Annotated in this window: 20 protein-coding genes; 14 read left to right on the plus strand and 6 right to left on the minus strand. The window is 71.5% G+C overall.

Annotated features, from left to right (window positions below; genetic code table 11):
- Positions 1-66: 66 nt before the first annotated feature.
- The 6 genes from shc to ABH937_RS32495 all read left to right on the plus strand — a co-directional run bounded on the left by shc (position 67) and on the right by ABH937_RS32495 (position 8,403).
- Positions 67-2,025: a squalene--hopene cyclase gene (gene shc, locus ABH937_RS32470; RefSeq protein WP_370220299.1), complete on the plus strand. Its 1,959-nt coding sequence runs from the start codon at positions 67-69 to the stop codon at positions 2,023-2,025.
- Positions 2,022-2,726 carry a 1-hydroxy-2-methyl-2-butenyl 4-diphosphate reductase gene (locus ABH937_RS32475; protein ID WP_370220264.1) on the plus strand — a complete coding sequence of 235 codons (705 nt, stop codon included), beginning with the start codon at positions 2,022-2,024 and terminating at the stop codon, positions 2,724-2,726. Before shc ends, ABH937_RS32475 begins: the two co-directional genes overlap by 4 nt.
- A 2-nt stretch (positions 2,727-2,728) precedes the next feature.
- Positions 2,729-3,751 (plus strand): adenosyl-hopene transferase HpnH, encoded by a 1,023-nt coding sequence (gene hpnH, locus ABH937_RS32480; RefSeq protein WP_370220265.1) that lies wholly within the window; start codon positions 2,729-2,731, stop codon positions 3,749-3,751.
- A gap of 87 nt (positions 3,752-3,838) precedes the next feature.
- The gene (ispG, locus tag ABH937_RS32485) at positions 3,839-4,999 is read left to right on the plus strand and encodes a flavodoxin-dependent (E)-4-hydroxy-3-methylbut-2-enyl-diphosphate synthase (RefSeq protein ID WP_280691890.1); all 1,161 of its coding nucleotides are present in this window, start codon (positions 3,839-3,841) and stop codon (positions 4,997-4,999) included.
- A gap of 76 nt (positions 5,000-5,075) precedes the next feature.
- Positions 5,076-6,998, plus strand: a complete 1,923-nt coding sequence (gene dxs / locus ABH937_RS32490; protein WP_370220266.1) for a 1-deoxy-D-xylulose-5-phosphate synthase — start codon at positions 5,076-5,078, stop codon at positions 6,996-6,998.
- On the plus strand, positions 6,988-8,403 hold the full coding sequence (locus tag ABH937_RS32495; RefSeq protein ID WP_370220267.1) for an aspartate aminotransferase family protein: 1,416 nt from the start codon (positions 6,988-6,990) through the stop codon (positions 8,401-8,403). Before dxs ends, ABH937_RS32495 begins: the two co-directional genes overlap by 11 nt.
- A gap of 24 nt (positions 8,404-8,427) precedes the next feature.
- Here the strand turns inward: ABH937_RS32495 and ABH937_RS32500 are convergent, their stop codons facing one another.
- The gene (locus ABH937_RS32500) at positions 8,428-8,703 is read right to left on the minus strand and encodes a DUF6343 family protein (protein WP_370220268.1); all 276 of its coding nucleotides are present in this window, start codon (positions 8,701-8,703) and stop codon (positions 8,428-8,430) included.
- Between the two features lie 118 nt (positions 8,704-8,821).
- Between ABH937_RS32500 and ABH937_RS32505 the strand changes: the two genes are divergently transcribed.
- The 3 genes from ABH937_RS32505 (at position 8,822) to ABH937_RS32515 (ending at position 9,776) form a co-directional block, all read left to right on the plus strand.
- Positions 8,822-9,070 (plus strand): hypothetical protein, encoded by a 249-nt coding sequence (locus ABH937_RS32505; protein ID WP_280691894.1) that lies wholly within the window; start codon positions 8,822-8,824, stop codon positions 9,068-9,070.
- Between the two features lie 67 nt (positions 9,071-9,137).
- On the plus strand, positions 9,138-9,356 hold the full coding sequence (locus ABH937_RS32510; protein WP_280691895.1) for a hypothetical protein: 219 nt from the start codon (positions 9,138-9,140) through the stop codon (positions 9,354-9,356).
- 255 nt (positions 9,357-9,611) lie between these two features.
- Positions 9,612-9,776: a hypothetical protein gene (locus tag ABH937_RS32515; RefSeq protein WP_370220270.1), complete on the plus strand. Its 165-nt coding sequence runs from the start codon at positions 9,612-9,614 to the stop codon at positions 9,774-9,776.
- A 23-nt stretch (positions 9,777-9,799) separates the two neighbouring features.
- Here ABH937_RS32515 and fabG read toward each other — a convergent pair whose 3' ends face one another.
- Positions 9,800-10,567: a 3-oxoacyl-ACP reductase FabG gene (gene fabG / locus ABH937_RS32520; RefSeq protein ID WP_280691897.1), complete on the minus strand. Its 768-nt coding sequence runs from the start codon at positions 10,565-10,567 to the stop codon at positions 9,800-9,802.
- Positions 10,568-11,050: 483 nt separating this feature from the next.
- Between fabG and ABH937_RS32525 the strand changes: the two genes are divergently transcribed.
- Positions 11,051-11,836: a MarR family winged helix-turn-helix transcriptional regulator gene (locus ABH937_RS32525; RefSeq protein ID WP_280691898.1), complete on the plus strand. Its 786-nt coding sequence runs from the start codon at positions 11,051-11,053 to the stop codon at positions 11,834-11,836.
- Between the two features lie 110 nt (positions 11,837-11,946).
- On the opposite strand, the gene ABH937_RS32530 is transcribed toward ABH937_RS32525, so the two are convergent.
- Positions 11,947-12,801 (minus strand): aldo/keto reductase, encoded by an 855-nt coding sequence (locus tag ABH937_RS32530; protein ID WP_280691899.1) that lies wholly within the window; start codon positions 12,799-12,801, stop codon positions 11,947-11,949.
- Between the two features lie 197 nt (positions 12,802-12,998).
- Here ABH937_RS32530 and ABH937_RS32535 point away from each other — a divergent pair, with 197 nt between their 5' ends.
- Together ABH937_RS32535 and ABH937_RS32540 are read left to right on the plus strand one after the other, a co-directional pair.
- Positions 12,999-13,256: a LapA family protein gene (locus tag ABH937_RS32535; RefSeq protein WP_280691900.1), complete on the plus strand. Its 258-nt coding sequence runs from the start codon at positions 12,999-13,001 to the stop codon at positions 13,254-13,256.
- 104 nt (positions 13,257-13,360) lie between these two features.
- Positions 13,361-14,266, plus strand: coding sequence for a LysR family transcriptional regulator (locus ABH937_RS32540; RefSeq protein ID WP_370220271.1), 906 nt, complete (start codon positions 13,361-13,363; stop codon positions 14,264-14,266).
- 40 nt (positions 14,267-14,306) lie between these two features.
- Here the strand turns inward: ABH937_RS32540 and ABH937_RS32545 are convergent, their stop codons facing one another.
- A complete protein-coding gene (locus tag ABH937_RS32545; protein ID WP_370220272.1) occupies positions 14,307-16,211 on the minus strand; it encodes a hypothetical protein in 1,905 nt (634 codons plus the stop codon).
- A gap of 102 nt (positions 16,212-16,313) precedes the next feature.
- Entirely contained in the window at positions 16,314-17,111 is a 798-nt protein-coding gene (locus ABH937_RS32550) for a TetR/AcrR family transcriptional regulator (protein WP_370146576.1), read from the minus strand.
- A 167-nt stretch (positions 17,112-17,278) separates the two neighbouring features.
- On the opposite strand from ABH937_RS32550, the gene ABH937_RS32555 reads away from it, so the two are divergent.
- Entirely contained in the window at positions 17,279-17,944 is a 666-nt protein-coding gene (locus ABH937_RS32555) for a molybdopterin-dependent oxidoreductase (RefSeq protein WP_280691951.1), read from the plus strand.
- Positions 17,928-18,587 (plus strand): cytochrome b/b6 domain-containing protein, encoded by a 660-nt coding sequence (locus tag ABH937_RS32560; RefSeq protein WP_370220273.1) that lies wholly within the window; start codon positions 17,928-17,930, stop codon positions 18,585-18,587. The genes ABH937_RS32555 and ABH937_RS32560 overlap by 17 nt, the downstream gene beginning before the upstream one ends.
- On the opposite strand, the gene ABH937_RS32565 is transcribed toward ABH937_RS32560, so the two are convergent.
- A complete protein-coding gene (locus ABH937_RS32565; protein ID WP_280691904.1) occupies positions 18,569-19,078 on the minus strand; it encodes an NUDIX domain-containing protein in 510 nt (169 codons plus the stop codon). The genes ABH937_RS32560 and ABH937_RS32565 overlap by 19 nt on opposite strands.
- Positions 19,079-19,081 lie beyond the last annotated feature (3 nt).

Below are 19,081 nucleotides of genomic sequence, written 5' to 3' on the forward strand. Positions count from 1 at the left end.
GTGGATGAGCGGCCGCCCGACCCGGCGGTCGCCCCGTGGCAGGTGGCGGGGGAGGTCGTCGAGGTCATCGGCGAGCCGCCCGCACACGCACCCGTGGAACGCGCGGAGATCGAGGACAGCCTGCGCCGGGCCACCGCACACCTGCTGTCCCTACAGGACGCCGAGGGCTGGTGGAAGGGGGACCTGGAGACCAACGTCACCATGGACGCGGAGGACTTGTTACTCCGTCAGTTCCTGGGTATCAGAACCGCGGAGCACACCGCCGCGACCGCCGAGTGGATCCGCTCGCAGCAGCGCGCGGACGGCACCTGGGGGACCTTCCACGGCGGCCCCCCGGAGATCTCCACCACCGTCGAGGCCTATGTCGCGCTGCGCCTGGCCGGCGACGAACCCGACGCCCCGCACATGCGGTCCGCCGCCGAGTACGTCCGCGCCCACGGCGGGATGGCGGCGACCCGAGTCTTCACCCGGATCTGGCTCGCGCTCTTCGGCTGGTGGCCGTGGGAGCGTTTGCCGGAGATGCCTCCGGAGATCATGTTCCTGCCCAAGTGGCTGCCGCTGAACATCTACGCCTTCGGCTGCTGGGCCCGCCAGACCATCGTCCCGCTCACCGTGGTCTCGGCCCATCGCCCGGTCAGACCGGCGCCGTTCGACCTGACCGAGTTGCACACCGATCCGGCCAACCCCTTCCCGCTGCGCCCGCTCGCGCCGCCCGCCAGCTGGGACGGCCTCTTCGAACGCCTGGACCTGGTCCTGCACGCCTACCACAAGCGCGCGGTGCGTCCGCTGCGCCGCCTGGCGCTCACCCAGGCGGGCCGCTGGATCGTCGAACGGCAGGAGGCGGACGGCTGTTGGGGCGGGATCCAGCCGCCCGCCGTCTACTCGCTGATCGCCCTGCACCTGCTCGGCTACGAGCTGGACCACCCCGTCATGACGGCGGGTCTGGCCGCCTTCGAACGCTTCACCGTGCACACCGAGGACGGCAAGCGCTGGCTGGAGGCCTGCCAGTCCCCGGTCTGGGACACCTGCCTGGCCACCATCGCGCTGGTCGACGCCGGTCTGCCGGGCGACCATCCGGCGCTGGTCAAGGCCACCGACTGGATGCTCGGCGAGGAGATCACCACCAAGGGCGACTGGTCCGTCCAGCGTCCCCAGCTCGCGCCCGGCGGTTGGGCGTTCGAGTTCCACAACGACACCTACCCCGATATCGACGACACCGCGGAGGTGGTGCTGGCGCTGCGCCGGGTGCGCCACCCCGAGCCCGAGCTGGTGGGCGGCGCGGTCCACCGGGGTGTCGAGTGGAACCTCGGCATGCAGTCCAAGAACGGTGCCTGGGGCGCCTTCGACGTCGACAACACCAGCACGCTGCCGAACAAGCTGCCGTTCTGCGACTTCGGCGAGGTGGTCGACCCGCCCTCGGCCGACGTGACCGCCCATGTGGTGGAGATGCTCGCCGAGGTCGGCAAGGCGGACGACCCGCGCACCCGGCGCGGCGTCGACTGGCTGCTGCGCAACCAGGAGGCCGAGGGCTCCTGGTTCGGCCGCTGGGGCACCAACTACATCTACGGCACCGGCTCGGTGGTGCCGGCCCTGGTGGCCGCCGGGGTGCCCGAGTCCGACCCGTCGATCCGCCGCGCGGTGCGCTGGCTGGAGGAGCGGCAGAACCCGGACGGCGGTTGGGGCGAGGACATGCGCTCCTACGAGGACCCGGAGCACTGGTCCGGGCGTGGGGAGTCCACCGCCTCGCAGACCGCCTGGGCGCTGATGGCGCTGCTGTCGGCCGGCGAGGGCCCCGGCGGGCGGTTCGCCCCCGGGGCGGAGCGGGGCAGCGCGGCCGTCGAACGCGGCGTGCGCTGGCTGGCGGCCACTCAGCAGCCGGACGGCAACTGGGACGAGCCGCAGTTCACCGGGACCGGGTTCCCGTGGGACTTCTCGATCAACTACCACCTCTACCGGCTGGTCTTCCCGGTCACCGCACTGGGCCGCTACCTGCACGGCAACCCCGCGCTGGGGAGGCTGACATGAGTGCTCCACTCCTGGTCCTGTGCGCGCTGGCCCCGGAGGAGTGGGCGCTGCGCGGCGGCGACTGGGCGAACGCGCTCGGCGGTCCACCGGTGCTCGCCCGCACCGGTATGGGCCCGGCGCGGGCCGGGCGGACCCTCAGCACCCTGCTGGCGGCCGCCCCCCAGGGGTACAGCGCGGTGCTGATGACCGGATTCTGCGCTGCCGCCGCGCCGGGAACAAGACCCGGTGAGGTGATTGTTGCCGACAGGGTGCACTCCGCTTCGGGATGTTCAACTGCGACCCAGTTGCCCGATGTCCTGACCCAGGCCGTGACCGGCCTGGGTCTGCCCGTGCGCACCGGCCCGCTGTACTCCGCCGACCACGTGGTGCGCGGCCACGAGCGCCGCGTGCTGCACCGCCGCGGCACGATCGCCGTGGACATGGAGTCCGCGGCCGCGTTCGACGCGCTGCCCGCCGGCCTGCCGGTGGCGGCGGTCCGGGTGGTGGTGGACACGCCCGAGCGCGAGCTGCTGCGTCCCGGCACCCTGCCCGGCGGACTGCGCGCCTACCGCACCCTGCGGGCCCTGGTGCCCGCCCTGCTCGGCTGGCACCGGAGCGTGGTCGGTGCCGGCGCCCAGCGCCCGTGTCCGATACCGGAGCCGTCAGATTTCTCTCTCGCGACCCACTCTTCCCTGCCGACGCTCCCTCAGGAGGCGAGCTAGCCATGGCAATGCCGCTGCGCCAGACCGTGCGGGTCAGTACCTACCTCATGCAGCAGAAGCTGCTCAAGCGCCGTGACAAGTTCCCGCTGATCGTCGAGCTGGAACCGCTCTTCGCGTGCAACCTCGCCTGTGAGGGCTGCGGCAAGATCCAGCACCCGGCCGGGGTGCTCAAGCAGCGGATGCCGGTCGCCCAGGCGGTCGGTGCCGTGCTGGAGTCCGGCGCTCCGATGGTCTCCATCGCCGGCGGTGAGCCGCTGATGCACCCGCAGATCGACGAGATCGTCCGTCAGCTGGTCGAACGGCGGAAGTACGTCTTCCTCTGCACGAATGCGCTGCTGTTGCGCAAGAAGTTGGACAAGTTCACTCCTTCGCCGTATTTCACCTTCACGGTGCACATCGACGGCCTGCGCGAGCGCCACGATGAGTCGGTGGCCAAGGAGGGGACGTTCGACGAGGCGGTCGCCGCGATCAAGGAGGCCAAGCGGCGCGGCTTCCGGGTCACCACCAACAGCACCTTCTTCAACACGGACACCCCGCAGACCATCATCGAGGTGCTCGACTTCCTCAATGATGAGTTGCAGGTCGAGGAGATGATGATCTCCCCGGCCTACGCCTATGAGAAGGCGCCCGACCAGGAGCACTTCCTGGGCGTGGAGCAGACCCGGGAGCTCTTCCGCAAGGCCTTCTCCGGTGGCAACCGTCGCCGGTGGCGCCTGAACCACAGCCCGCTCTTCCTGGACTTCCTGGAGGGCAAGGTCGACTTCGAGTGCACGGCGTGGGGCATCCCGAACTACTCGCTCTTCGGTTGGCAGCGTCCCTGCTACCTGATGGCCGACGGGTACGTGCCCACCTACCGGGAGCTGATCGAGAAGACCGACTGGTCCAAGTACGGCCGTGGCAAGGACCCGCGCTGCGAGAACTGCATGGCGCACTGCGGGTACGAGCCGACGGCGGTGCTGGCCACCATGGGCTCGCTCAAGGAGTCGCTGCGAGCCATGCGGGAGACCGTCAGCGGCAATCGCTGAATGGTCGGGGCCCGGCGCGCGTGCGGGAGCGCGCGTCGGGTCCGACCATGACACCAGGACCAACACAGCAAGGATGTGCGAACAGTCATGACCGCGATCTCGCTCGGTATCCCATCGCTGCCGCTGAAGCCGCTCGCGACCCGTCGTCACTCGCGTCAGATCATGGTCGGCAACGTGCCGGTGGGTGGTGACGCGCCGGTCTCGGTGCAGTCGATGACCACCACGCTGACCTCGGATGTGAACGCGACGCTGCAGCAGATCGCGCAGCTGACCGCTTCGGGTTGTCAGATCGTGCGGGTGGCGGTGCCCTCGCAGGACGATGCGGACGCGTTGCCGATCATTGCGAAGAAGTCGCAGATCCCGGTGATCGCGGACATCCACTTCCAGCCGAAGTACGTGTTCGCGGCGATCGACGCGGGGTGCGCGGCGGTGCGGGTGAATCCGGGCAACATCAAGGCGTTCGACGACAAGGTCGGCGAGATCGCGAAGGCGGCGAAGGAGACCGGTACGCCGATCCGGATCGGCGTGAACGCCGGCTCGCTGGACAAGCGGCTGCTGGAGAAGTACGGGAAGGCGACGCCCGAGGCGTTGGTGGAGTCGGCGCTGTGGGAGTGCTCGCTCTTCGAGGAGCACGATTTCCGGGACATCAAGATCTCGGTGAAGCACAACGACCCGGTCGTGATGATCAACGCCTACCGGCAGCTCGCGGCGGCGTGCGACTACCCGTTGCACCTGGGTGTGACGGAGGCGGGCCCGGCGTTCCAGGGCACGATCAAGTCGGCCGTCGCGTTCGGTGCGCTGCTGGCGGAGGGGATCGGGGACACGATCCGGGTCTCGCTCTCCGCGCCGCCGGTGGAGGAGATCAAGGTCGGGATCCAGATCCTGGAGTCGCTGAACCTGCGTCAGCGCGGCCTGGAGATCGTCTCCTGCCCGTCCTGCGGTCGGGCCCAGGTGGACGTCTACAAGCTCGCGGAGGAGGTCACGGCGGGCCTGGAGGGCATGGAGGTGCCGCTGCGGGTCGCGGTGATGGGTTGTGTGGTGAACGGTCCGGGTGAGGCGCGGGAGGCGGACCTGGGGGTGGCCTCGGGCAACGGCAAGGGCCAGATCTTCGTCAAGGGCGAGGTGATCAAGACGGTGCCCGAGTCGAAGATCGTCGAGACCCTGATCGAGGAGGCCCTCAAGCTCGCCGAGCAGATGCAGGCCGACGGCGCCCCAGCGGGCGTGCCGGCCGTGATCGCGGCAGGCTGAACCCAGACGTCCCGTCAGTCCCGCCCGATCAGCCCAATCAGTCAAGTCCTTCATCACCGAGCGTAGAGGTGGAGCCATGTCACTCCTGTCCTCAATCCAGGGACCAGCCGATCTGAAGCGCCTGCCGGGCAACCGGATGCCGCAGCTGGCCCAGGAGATCCGGGACTTCCTGATCGAGGCTGTCTCCCGCACCGGCGGCCACCTCGGACCCAACCTCGGCGTGGTCGAGCTCTCCATCGCCCTGCACCGGGTCTTCGACTCGCCGCGCGACCGGATCCTCTTCGACACCGGGCACCAGGCGTACGTCCACAAGCTGCTGACCGGGCGCCAGGACTTCAGCCGGCTGCGGGCCAAGGGCGGGCTCTCCGGCTATCCGTCCAGGGCCGAGTCCGAGCACGACGTGATCGAGAACTCGCACGCCTCCACCGTGCTCGGCTACGCCGACGGCATCGCCAAGGCGCACCAGTTGCAGGGGCGCGCGGACCGGCAGACCGTCGCGGTGATCGGTGACGGCGCGCTGACCGGCGGGCTGGCCTGGGAGGCGCTCAACAACATCGCCGAGGCCGACGACCGGCCGCTGGTCATCGTGGTCAACGACAACGAGCGGTCCTACGCCAAGACCATCGGGGGCCTGGCCAACCACCTGGCCACGCTGCGCACCACCCAGGGCTACGAGCGCTTCCTGGCCTGGGGCAAGGAGGCGCTGCAGCGCACCCCGGTGGTGGGCCAGCCGATCTTCGAGGCGCTGCACGGCGCCAAGAAGGGCTTCAAGGACTCCTTCGCACCGCAGGGCATGTTCGAGGACCTGGGGCTGAAGTACATCGGCCCGATCGACGGCCACGACATCGCCGCGGTGGAGTCCGCGCTGCGCAAGGCGCGTGGCTTCGGCGGCCCGGTGATCGTGCACTGCCTGACCGTCAAGGGCCGCGGCTACCGCCCCGCCGAGCTGGACGAGGCGGACCGCTTCCACGCGGTGGGCGCGATGGACCCCTACACCTGCCTGCCGATCTCGCCGGCCGGTGGCACCTCGTGGACCTCGGTGTTCGGCGAGGAGATGCTGGCCGTCGGGGCGCAGCGCCCGGACGTGGTGGCGATCACCGCCGCGATGCTCCAGCCGGTGGGCCTGGCGCCGTTCGCCAAGGCCTTCCCGAAGCGCACCTTCGACGTCGGCATCGCCGAGCAGCACGCCGTCGCCAGCGCCGCCGGGCTCGCCACCGCGGGGCTGCACCCGGTGGTCGCGGTCTACGCGACCTTCCTGAACCGGGCGTTCGACCAGGTGCTGATGGACGTCGCGCTGCACAGGCTCGGCGTCACCTTCGTGCTGGACCGGGCCGGCGTCACCGGCAATGACGGCGCCTCGCACAACGGCATGTGGGACATGTCGATCCTCCAGGTGGTCCCCGGGCTGCGGCTGGCCGCGCCGCGCGACGCCGAGCAGCTCAAGGCCCAGCTGCGCGAGGCACTGGAGGTCACCGACGCGCCGACCGTGGTCCGCTTCCCCAAGGGCGAGGTCACCCCGGTCCGTCCGGCCGTCGAGCAGGTGGGCGGCGTCGACGTGCTGCAGCGCACCCAGGTGCCCGGGCGCAGCGGGCAGGACGTGCTGCTGGTCTCGGTCGGCGCGATGGCCTTCGCCTGCCTGGACGCCGCCGCGCTGCTCACCGCCGACGGGCTGGCCACCACCGTGGTCGATCCGCGCTGGGTCAAGCCGGTCGATCCGGCGCTGGTCCAACTCGCCGCCCAGCACAGGCTGGTGGTCACCGTCGAGGACAACGGTCGGGTCGGTGGGGTGGGCGCGGCGATCGCCCAGGCCATGCGCGACGCCGATGTCGACACCCCGCTGCGTGACCTGGGAATTCCGCAGGAGTTCCTGCAGCACGCCGGGCGCGGCGAGATCATGGAGGAGGCCGGCCTGACCGGTACCGGGATCGCCGCCCAGACCGCCGCCTTCGCCAAGCACCTGCTACCGAACCGAGGAGTGAACGAACCCCGTGCCAGCTGACGACGTGCCTGCCGACCGATCCGAAGGCGCCCTCGACCTCGCCGCCCTGCTCGCCGAGCGCGGCGGCGAGCGGTACGAGCTGCACGGCCGCTACCTCAACCCGCAACTGCCGAGGATGCTGCACACCATCGGCTTCGACAAGACCTACGAGCGCGCCGCCGGCCCGTACTTCTACGACGCCGAGGGCAACGAGTACCTGGACATGCTGGCCGGCTTCGGCATCTTCGCGCTCGGCCGCCACCACCCGGTGGTGCGCGACGCGATCCAGCAGGTGATGGACCTCGACCTGCCCGACCTGACCCGGTTCGACTGCCCGCCGCTGCCCGGCCTGCTGGCCGAGCAACTGCTGGCCCTGGCGCCGGGCCTGGACCGGGTCTTCTTCGGCAACAGCGGCACCGAGGCGGTGGAGACCGCGATCAAGTTCGCCCGCTACGCCACCGGGCGCGGGCGGATCCTCTACTGCGACCACGCCTTCCACGGGCTGACCACCGGATCGCTCTCGATCAACGGCGAGGGCGGTTTCCGCAAGGGCTTCGGGCCGCTGCTGCCGGACACCGCGATCCCGCTGGGCGACCTCGCCGCGCTCCAGCGCGAGCTGCGCAAGGGCGACGTGGCCGCGCTGATCGTCGAGCCGATCCAGGGCAAGGGCGTGCACGCCGCACCGCCCGGCTGGCTGCGTGCCGCCCAGGAGCTGCTGCACGAGAACAAGGCGCTGCTGATCTGCGACGAGGTGCAGACCGGCATCGGGCGCACCGGTGCCTTCTTCGCCTACCAGGACGAGGAGGCGGTCCAGCCCGACCTGGTCTGCGCGGCCAAGGCGCTCTCGGGCGGCTACGTGCCGATCGGCGCCACCCTGGGCAAGGGCTGGATCTTCGAGAAGGTCTACTCCTCGATGGACCGGGTGCTGGTGCACTCGGCCAGCTTCGGCTCCAACGCCCAGGCGATGGCCGCTGGGCTCGCGACCCTGCAGGTGATGCGGGACGAGCGGGTGGTGGAGAACGCCCGCCGGGTCGGAGACCTGTTCCGCGACCGGCTGGCCGCGCTGACCGAGAAGTACGAGCTGCTCGCCGAGGTGCGTGGCCGCGGTCTGATGATCGGCATCGAGTTCGGCCGGCCCCGCTCGCTCAAGCTGCGCACCGGCTGGACCGCGCTGCAGGCCGCGCGCAAGGGGCTCTTCGCGCAGATGGTGGTGGTGCCGCTGCTGCAGCGGCACCGGATCCTGACCCAGGTCTCCGGCGATCACCTGGAGGTGATCAAGCTGATCCCGCCGCTGATCATCACCGAGCGTGAGGTGGACCGGTTCGTGGACGCGTTCAGCGAGGTGATGGACGACGCGCACCGGGGCAGCGGCCTGATGTGGGACTTCGGCAGGACGCTGGTGAAGCAGGCCGTGGGCAGCCGGTGACCCGGCGCTACAGCTCGACCGGCGCTACAGCTCGACCCGGCGCCGCCGGATGACCACGTAGAGGTCGATCGTGGCGAAGACGGTGAGCGCGAAGCAGACCGCCGCGAAGCCGATCAGGCTGCCCTGCGAGGGCGCGCTGGTCGGCTTCGCCAGTGCGGCGAAGACCGCGAAGGCGGCGGTCATCAGCGCGAAGATCGGTGTGAAGATCACCGAGAGCAGGAAGCGCAGCTTGAGGTCGCTGCGGGCGTAGCGAGGTTCGGTCCCGCTGCGCCAGCGGCGCGGGGTGGTGGCATAGCGCATGGCGGCTCACCTCCGTCCGGATCGGGCTACCCGGACGGTTCCAGGATATTCCGGCGGTAGGCTCGGCGAACGAGGCATTCGGCCCCCTGGCGGGAGCACGAGGAACGGAGGGACCGGCGTGAGCATCGCGGTGTGCACCATCTGCACCGGCACCGGGCGACTGGCCGGCCTGCAGTGCCGGACCTGCAAGGGCACCGGCACCACCGAGCGGGACGGTGGTGGCAACTGCTTCCTGTGCAGCGGAACCGGCACCTACACCCGGTACCGGGTTTCGGCCGACGGCAGCAAGCAGGCCTATCGCGAGGAACCCTGCCGGACCTGCGACGGTACCGGGTCGATCGCGGGGAGCCGTCCCGCCGAGGTCTGATCGAGCATCAGTTCGCTCTTTCTGCCGCTGAAGCAAGCGGCTACCGTGTACCTACCCTTCGTAACCGATGCGAGAGGTCGTCATGGTCGCCACCGTCACCTACTCCCGGTACTGCGCGCACTGCGGGACCCCGGTCTCCGAGGGGCCGGAGGGCGGCTACGTCTGCGGGGCCTGTTTCCACGTGGTCGAGCCGGTCGGCGCGGACCAGGCCCGCAAGGCGCGCCGGGCGGAGCGGGCCGCCATGGTCGCGGAGGCAGCCCGGCTGCGGGCGCTGCGGCAGTACTAGCGACCCCCGTTCCAGCCCCGTCAGCCGGTCGGCGCGTCAACTGCGGCTCATGAGTCCGGCGGTGGCCCGATCGGTACTACGACGGCCGGCTGCCGTACCCGCTGCGGGCCGGCGACTACGCGCCCGGCCTCGGCGTCCGGCCGAGGCGGTGAACCCCGCGCTCTTCGTCACCGTCCTGCGCACCGACGCCGCCGAAGGCGGTCGGGCCGTCCGGTCGAGACCGTCCAGCTGCCGATCGCCGACACCGAGGAGCGGGTGACGGCCGCCCTGCGGACCCAACTGGCCGTGGGCGCCCGCGAACTGCTGGTCCGGCCGGTCGGCCTGACCATCGAGGATCTGCGGGTTCAGCTGACGGGCACCGCGCGGTTGACGCCCTCGCTGAGAAGCGTAGCGAGCCTGGTCACCGCACGGACGTGGTGACCAGGCTCGCTACGCAGGAATGACTAGTCGAGCGGTCCGCCGGCTACGTAAATCACCTGGCCACTGACGAAGCCCGCGCCCGCACTGGCGAGGAACGAGATGGTGTGCGCGATGTCCTCGGGGACGCCCACCCGCTGGACCGGGATCTGGGTGGCCGCGGCCTGCTTGAAGGCCTCGAACTCCATGCCGACCCGGGCGGCGGTGGCGGCGGTCATGTCGGTGGCGATGAACCCGGGGGCCACCGCGTTGGCGGTGATGCCGAACTTGCCGAGCTCGATCGCCAGGGTCTTGGTGAAGCCCTGCAGGCCCGCTTTGGCGGCCGAGTAGTTGGCCTGGCCGCGGTTGCCCTGGGCCGAGGAGGAGGAGAGGTTGACGATCCGCCCGAAACCGGCGTCCACCATGTGCTTCTGCACCGCGCGGGTCATCAGGAAGGCGCCCCGCAGGTGCACGTTCATGACGGTGTCCCAGTCGGCCGCCGACATCTTGAAGAGCAGGTTGTCGCGGAGCACCCCGGCGTTGTTGACCAGCACCACGGGGGTGCCTAGCTCGGCGGCGATCCGGTCCACGGCGGCCTGGACCTGGGCCTCGTCGGAGACGTCGGCGCCCACCGCGAGCGCCCGGCCGCCGGCCGCGGTGATCTTCTCGACGGTCTCCTTGCCGGCCGACTCCTCCAGGTCGACCACGGCGACGGCATAGCCGTCGGCCGCCAGCCGCTGCGCCGTGGCGGCGCCGATGCCCCGCGCGGCGCCGGTGACGATCGCGACCCTGGTCGTGCTGCTCTGCTCGGTCATACCTCTTACTCGTCTCTCTCGGTTCAACGAAAAATGGTGCTGAGAGCGCTGCGCGAATACCCTACCGGCGAGTAGTTGAGGGGGCCAGGGTGCCGTCCGGGCAGCCGCTCAACTCGGCGGCGCGGGACGAAATACCACAACTGCGATGAACTCCGTCTACTATCTGCCCCTGCCTGCCGCAACACGGGCTCCGTTTGTATAGTGTGCGCCAGCAGCCGTCGGCTGCACGGCGGAGCTCCCCTCGATTCGGGTCGAAATCACTGCGGTTGGTTCTCGATTCGGGCCGGGGGAGGCCAGCACGCCGCTACTGCCCCGCCCGGGCGTCCCACAGCGCGCCGGGTGTGACATCAGGACGGATTCATGGTGCTGGGGGAGATCCCGACGACCCGCGTGCCCGGACGACTTCAGCAGTCGCCCGGTCACCTCATCCGCGTGGCCCAGCAGGTGCACACCCGGCTGTGGTCCGAACACGTAGGGGCCGAATTGACGGCCCCTCAGTTCGCCGTGCTGCTCGCACTCGCTCTCGAACCAGGCGCTGACCAGCGCACGGTGGGCGAACGAGCCTCACTGGACAAGGCGACGATGGCCGAGATGGTCGCTCGGCTGGTACGGCGTGGCCTGGTGCTGCGCCGACGCGATCCGGCGGACGGCCGGCGCAAACTGCTCGCGCTCTCGCAGAACGGAGCCCAGGCGGTCCGTGAGGCCACCGGCGGTGTGGTGCGCGTCCAGCGCACCCTGTTCGAGCCGCTGACCGGCGACGAGCAACTCGAACTGATCCGAGTCCTCGCCAAGATAGCCAAGTTGGAGCCGGCCGCGGTGGCCGCGCTGAGCGACAGTCGCCCGCTGCTGGATGCCCAGCGAGCGGTCGGCTACCTGATCAGGGTCGGTCAGCAGGTCCATACCAAGCTCTGGGCCGAGCACGTCGGCACGGAGTTGACGGCTCCTCAGTTCGCCGTGCTCGACGCCTTGGAGAGCGAGCCGGGGGCCGATCAGCGGACCGTCGGTGAGCTGGCCTCGCTGGACAAGGCGACGATGGCCGAGATGGTTTCGCGGCTGGTCAGGCGGGGTCTGGTGCTGCGTCGCCGGGACCCGTCGGACGGGCGGCGCAACCTGCTCTCGCTCTCACCCACCGGCCAGGAGCTGCTGCACAGCGCCGCCGCCGGTGTGGGCAGGGTGGAGGAGTTGCTGCTCGAACCGTTGGAGCCGGCCGAGCACCAGCAGGCGCTGATCCTGCTGGCGAAGGCGGCTCGACTCGCACCGGTGGCGTAACGATTCGCCACGAAATTCCTGGCAATTCGCTGGGAATTCCCACGTGTCCGACATAACTGTCGGCTCCCGCCACCCGGCGGGAGCCGACAGTTGGTCGGTCACGAATTGACTCAGCTCCAGTCGAAGTGGGCCGGGTCGGGGCCGAGCCGCTGCCCGGTCTCGATAGTGGCGATCGCGGCGAGATCCTCGGCATCCAGTTCGAAGCCGGTCACCGCGAAGTTCTCCGCGATCCGGGACGGGGTGACCGACTTCGGGATCGCGACGATGCCGCTCTGCAGGTGCCAGCGGAGCACCACCTGGGCGACGGTGCGCCCGTGCTTGGCCGCGACCTTGGCCAGCACCGGATCGCCGAGCAGCTCCTTGCCCTGGCCCAGCGGGCTCCACGCCTCGGTGGCGATGCCGTGCTCGGCGTGGAAGGCGCGCAGCTCCCGCTGCGGGAAGTGCGGGTGCAGCTCGACCTGGTTGAGCGCCGGGACCAGCGAGCTGGTCTCGAAGAGGTGAGTCAGCTCCGCCTGGCCGAAGTTGGAAACACCCACCGCCTTGACCCGGCCGGAGTCGAGCAGCTCCGTCATGGCCTGCCAGACGTTGGCGTAGCTGCCGTGCATCGGGCGCGGCCAGTGGATCAGGTAGAGGTCGAGGTACTCCAGGCCGAGCTTCTCCAGCGAGGCCTCGAACTCGATCAGCACGGCGTCCCGGCCAGCCTGGCCCGACCAGTCGCGCGTGCCGCTGTTCCACAGCTTGGTGGTGATGAACAGTTCGTCACGCGGCACGCCGGCCTGCCGGATGCCGAGGCCGGTACCGGCCTCGTTCTCGTAGATGGCGGCGGTGTCGATGCTGCGGTAGCCGGTCTCGATGGCGGTGCGGACGGCGGCGGCCGCCTCGGCCTCCGGCACCTGCCAGACGCCGAAGCCGAGCTGCGGGATCGCGACGCCGTTGTTCAGAGTGATCGTGGGGATGGTGCTCACGAGCTGTGGTGTGCCCTTCGATTTGTCCTGTTCTGCCGGTGGGTCAACCAACGGTGGGTCACCGGTGTTCCCGTGATCCAGGATCCCTTGCCGATTTCCTGTTCGGCCACCCACCCGGCGGACAGCGCGTACTCCGTCCGGGGCAGTCGACGGCGGATCGCGGCGTTCGATGGCGGATCAGCGCGCAGACTGCCGGTGTGACCAGGAACTCGGAGCGCCCGTTCGCCGGCCAGAAGGCGAAGCAGAGCGAGATCGCCGGCATCCCCACCCGGCTGATCGTCGGTGTGGTGGTGGCCGCGCTCGCGCTCTGGTTCCTGCTGGCGAACCTCAACAACGTCAAGATCCAGTTCTGGGTCTTCACCGTGGAGGCGCCGCTGTGGATCGCGCTCGCCGCCACGCTGCTGATCGGCGCCGTGCTGGGCTACCTCCTCAAGGGCCGGCGCGAGAGCCGGTAGCGCGACCGCGGCGGGCTTGCTCGGTCCGCAGGGGGAGTGGCGGGAAGTGATCACCCCAGCTACGGGTAGGACGGCCTTCCACAAATCCTGCTTATGATTCTCGGATGCTGGATTCCCGACACATCCGGACCTTTCACGAGGTGGTCAGCACCGGCTCGTTCACCGCGGCCGCACGCTCCCTCGGCTACACCCAGCCGGCCGTCACCCAGCAGATCCGTGCCCTTGAGCGCGAGACCGGCGTCCCGCTCTTCACCCGGGACGGACGCCGGATGCGGCTCACCGAAGCGGGCGAGACGCTGGCTCGGCACGCCGGAGTGATCCTCGGCAACCTCGGTGCCGCCCAGCAGCAACTCCAGGCGCTGGCCCGGCTGCGGGCGGGCCGGGTGCGGGTCTGCGCCTTCCCCAGCGCCAACGCCACGCTGATCCCCGAGGCGATGGCCGCGCTGCTGGCCGAGCACCCCGGCGTGCGGGTCGAGCTGCTGGAGGCCGAGCCGCCCGAGTCGGTGCAGAAGCTGCTGGCCGGCGAGTGCGACATCGCGCTCTCCTTCAGCTACCCGGGGATGCGCGCCGAACTGCCCGCCGAACTGGTGGAGATCCGGCTGATGGAGGATCTGCTGACGGTGCTGCTGCCGGTCGGCCACCCGCTGGCCCGCCGGCACGCGGTGCGGCTGGCCGAGCTGGCCCAGGCCCGCTGGATCGCCGGCTGCGCGCGCTGCCGGGCCAACTTCCTGCAGATCTGCGCGGAGGAGGGCTTCGACCCGGACATCGTCTTCACCACCGACGACAACCTCGCGCTGCAGAGCCTGGTGGCCGCCGGGGTCGGCATCGCGGTGGCCCCCTCGCTGGTGCTCTCCTTCCTCAACCACCGCAAGGTGACCGGGCGGGCCCTGGAGCCGCACGTCCGCCGTCAGGTCTGCGCCTACGTGCTGCGCGAGCACCTGCCGCTGCCCGCCACCGAGCTGGTGCTGGACGGGTTGCGCTCGGCGGCGGCCGACCGGGTCGGGTGCTGACCGCCCAGCAGATCAGGCGAGGCGGATCAGCAGCCGCGGATCAGGAGAACGGATCGGGCTTGGCGGGCGCGGCGGGCGCGCTCGGCGCGCTGGCGGGGGGCGCTGCCGGGACGGCGTTGGCCGGGGCGAACGGGTCGAAGTCCGGGGGCGGGACGTTGACCGGGGTGCCCTTGCCGCCTGCGGGTGCCGCTTCCTCGGCCGCCGCTTCGGCGGCGGGGGCCGGGGCCGGGTCCGCCTGCGGGGCGAAGGGGTTGAAGTCCGCGGGAGGCACGTTGACGGGGGTGCCCTTGCCCTTCGGCGCGGTGGCGGGCGCGCTGGGCGCGGCCGGCGGGGTCGCCGGGGGCGGCGGCGCGGTGTCGGCCATGGTGGCGCGGGTGACGGTGCCGAAGGGGTCGAGGGGCTGATTCTTCATCACCGTGCCGAACGGGTCGAGCACCTGTGCGGGGGCGGCGGCCGGTTCGGGTTCGGGAGCGGCGACGGGGGTCGGGGATGGGGCCGAGGTGGCGGCCGGGGCCGGGGTCGGCTCCGTCTGCGGGGCGAAGGGGTTGAAGTCCGGCGGTGGCACGTTGACCGGGGTGCCCTTGCCCTTCGCGGGCTCAGCCGTAGGCGCGGGCGCGGGGACAGCGGCGGGCGCGGGTGCCTGGACCGGTGCGGGTGCCTGGACCGGCGCGGGCGGGGTGACCGGGGGAGTGGGCGGCATCGGCGGCGGGGGCGGCACCGGGAGCGGCGCGGCCACCGGGGGTGCGGGCAGTGCCACCGGCGGGGCAGCTGGTGCCACCGGCGGGGCAGCCGGGGCCACTTGAGCCACCGGGGCCACCGGGGCCACCAAGGGTGCGGGGGGCGCGGGCACGACGGACGTCATCGTCGGTGCGGCGCCCACCGGTGCGACCACGCCGTCCCAGCCCAACTCCACGCTCCGCAGCAGCTCCGCGAAGACCGTCGCGTACAGCTCCCAGTCCTCGCCGTGCGCCGTGCCCAGCTGCACGCTCAGCAGCGAGGCGCCGTCCGGCAACGGCAGGAAGGCCTGCACCACCGAGGAGATCACCCAGCGTCGGGTGCCGTCCTCGGCGAGCGTGGCCGGGACCGCGCCGGTGCGGCCCTGGACCAGTACCACGGCCGGGCCGGACGGCAGGATCACCGTCCACACCTCGGCCTGCGGGCGCGAGGTGGCCAGCTCGGCGGCGAGTTCGGCGATCGGCGTGCGGTCCTGGTGCACCGCGACGACCAGCGAGGCGTTGCTCGGCCGTCCGTCGAGCTCCACCGCCGCCACGGCGGCGAACCGGACGCCGGCCGCCGTGCTGTCGTCCAGCAGGGCGGCGTTCAGCACCGCCCAGTCCCGGCGGTCCTGCGCGCCGGCGGCGGCGAACAGCTCCTCCGCCACCTCGCCGAGTTGCTCGGCCGACGCCTCGTCAGCACCGCGCACGGTCAGCGCGTGGAAGGCCGGCGGCACGGTGAACCGGACCTCCACCCCGCTGCCGGTGGGCAGTTCGGCGGGCGCCAGGGTCTGCCGCCCGGCGGCGAGTTCGGCCAGCGGTGCGGCGAAGGCGGGGCGCAGCCGGGCGGCCGAGGGCTCGGCACTGACCGGGAGCTGGAAGGCGGCCGCGTGTTGGGCGTAGGGCACGCCACGGACGGCCGCCCGGCCGTAACGGGCCATCAGCTGCTCGATGGTTCCGGCACTGGCGGCGGCCGGTGCCGGCGGGGTGCAGGAGACCAGCGTGCCGTGACCCGGGCGGGCCAGCCGGCCGGGCCCGGTGCGGGTCAACCAGATGTCGAAGAGCGCGGGGCCGCCGGGCACCGGCGGGCCGCTGAACAGCGCGTCGGGCGAGTGCCGGGTGACGGCGGAGCCGAGCAGCGCTTCGGCGAGCGAGTCGAGTGAAGCGGAGATCCGCTCGGCGGCCGCCGCCACCGCCGCCCCGGTGAGGCCCCCCTGGCCGTCCTGCGTCATGCTCCGCAGCCCCCGTTCGATCGTTCCATGATGTGCCGATGCGGCTGCGCCGATGCGGCCGCGTTGATGCCGCTGTGCTGATATGTCCGCTCCGCTGTTGTATCAGACCGGCTCCACCCCCGTGACCAGGGCGCCCAGTGCCTCGGCCAGGCCGGGGACGGCGAGCAGGCCGGCGAGGGAGTGGACCAGGGTGCCGGTCGGGGTGTCCGGGCGCTCGTCGGCGAGATACTCCGGCAGCACCGCGGCCAGCTCCGGCTCGCGAGCGGCGGTCACCACCAGCGCTGCCACGAAGTCCTGGACCAGGCGCAGCTGGACCTGCTCGCGCGGCGGCTGCTGCCGATCGGCGAGCCAGGCCAGCGAGCTGATCTCGGCGTTGGCGATCCAGGCCCGAACCGTCAGCCGCAGGGCCGGGCTCGGGTCGGGCAGTGCCAGGTGGGAGAGGATCTGGTCGTGCGCGGCCCGCCGCACCTCGTCGATCACCGCGGTGGTCCCCGGGCTGGCCGCCACCGAGCCGCCGCGCAGCAGGGCGGCGAAGCCGGGGCCGTGCTCGGCCACGAAGTCGAGGTAGCGCGCCATCACCCGGGCCAGCCGCTCGGAGAGCGGGCCGACGGCGGGCTCCTCGAAGCGCCCGGCCAGCTCCTGGCCGGCCCGGCGCAGCGACTCCTCGTAGATCGCCTGCTTGCCCGGGAAGTAGTGGTAGACCAGCGGCCGCGAGGCGCCGGCCGCCGCCGCGATGTCGTCGATCGACACGTCCTCCGGCGGCCGCGCGCTGAACAGCTCCAGCGCGACGGCGATCAACTGTTCGCGCCGCTCGTCGACGCTCAGCCGCCGCCGTGGCCGGCCCTTGGCCGTGCTGGGCGTGCCGGGCGCGGCGGCGGACTTCGCGGAGGACGGGGACATGGGCGTCACCCTATCCAGCCGGCCGCGGGCCGGGCTCCCGAGATGACGAAAGTCTGACGTCGGGGCCGGACCCCTGTCGGCGAACCGGTGGCGGCGAGGACACTGGTCCCGTGAACGACAACGCTCCGCCCCGCGGCACACCGGTCGGTCGACGCGTGCTGCTCGGGATGCTCGGTCTGGGCGCCGCCGGCGTCGCCGCCGGGCCCGTGCTCTCGCAGGCGGTCAACTCCGTGCTCTCCGGCATCGCGGCGAAGGACCCGACCGGGCTGACCGCCCTGCTCCCCGACAGCGGCGGTTTCGAGTACTACTCGGTGACCGGCCCGGTGTCGGCCAAGTCGGCGGCCGACTACCGGCTGACCGTCGACGGCCTGGTCGACCGCCCGGCCAGCTACACGCTGGCGGACCTGCAGGCGATGCCGCAGGTCCGGATCGTGCACGACGTGCAGTGCGTGACCGGCTGGCGGGTGCCCAAGACGCCGTTCGAGGGCGTCCGGCTCGCCGACCTGCTGGAGGCGGCCGGGGTGCGGCAGGGCGGCAGCGCTGTGCACTTCACCTGCTTCGACGGCAGCTACACCGAGAGCCTCACGCTCGACCAGGCGCGCCGTGACGACGTGCTGGTGGCGCTGAAGATGCAGGACAAGCCGGTGACCCACGACCACGGCGGCCCGGTGCGGCTCTACGTGGCGCCGATGTACTTCTACAAGTCCGCCAAGTGGCTCTCCGGGATCAGCGTGACGCCCGCCGTCGAGTCCGGTTACTGGGAGAACTACGGCTATGACGTCGACGCCTGGGTCGGCAAGTCCAACGGGCGCGACGATGCCCCGACCAGCTGACGCGGCCGCGGCCGGCACCCGGCTGCTGCGGTTCACCCGCGCCGAGCGCTGGGTGCACCGCTGCACCGCGACGCTGATGATGGTCTGCATCGTCACCGCCGCCTGCCTCTACCTGCCGCAGCTGGCCGAACTGGTGGGCCGCCGCCGGTTGCTGGTGGTGGTGCACGAGTGGTCGGGCCTGCTGCTGCCGGTGCCGCTGCTGCTCGGCCTCGCCTCGCGGGCGCTGCGCCGGGACCTGGGCCGGCTGAACCGCTTCCTGCCCTACGACCGGGCCTGGCTGAAGGCGGCGCTGCGGCGCTCGTTCCGCCGCCGGGCGGGCAAGTTCAACGCCGGGCAGAAACTCTTCGCGGGCTGGATCGCGGGCGCCGTCCTGGTGATGCTCGGCACCGGGCTGCTGATGTGGTTCACCCACCTCGCGCCGCTGGTCTGGCGCACCGGGGCGACCTTCGTGCACGACTGGCTGGCGCTCGCCATCGGCATCGTGATCGCCGGCCACCTCTACATGGCGCTGGGCGACCCCGAGGCCCGGCGCGGCATGCGCACCGGGTGGGTGGACCGGCTCTGGGCCGTGCGCGAGCACCCGGAGTGGGAGGCCACCGAGGAGGAGGGCGAGCAGCCGCAGGTTCAGGGCAGCAACAGGTAGCGCCGGTAGGCCTCGCGGCCGTCCGGCACGAACGGCCAGCGGTCGTCGGCCAGTCGGTCGGCGATCTCGGCCTCGGTGAGCCAGCCGTGCCAGTCGATCTCGGCCGCCTGCGGCTGCACCGGGCCGGTCCAGCGGGCCTGGTGCACGTCGCAGAACCAGGAGTAGTCCGTCTCCTCGAAGAGGAAGCGGAACAGCGGCTCGGTGCTGATGCCGCTGACCCCGAGCTCCTCCTCGGCCTCCCGGACGGCGGCCTCGGCGTAGCTCTCGCCGGTGCCGACCACGCCGCCGACGAAGACGTCGTAGGCGCCGGGGGCGAAGAGCTTCTCGGGCGAGCGGCGGTGGGTGAAGATCCGCCCTTCGGCGTCGCGGACCAGGATCATCACGCAGCGGTGGGTCAGCCGGTCCCGGTAGACCTCACCGCGCGGGGCGACCCGGATCACCCGGTCCTGCGTGTCGACCACGTCAAGCAGTTCCTCGCTCGGGTTGCTCATGAT

The sequence above is a fragment of the Kitasatospora sp. GAS1066B genome (assembly GCF_041262605.1).
GTDB lineage: Bacteria > Actinomycetota > Actinomycetes > Streptomycetales > Streptomycetaceae > Kitasatospora.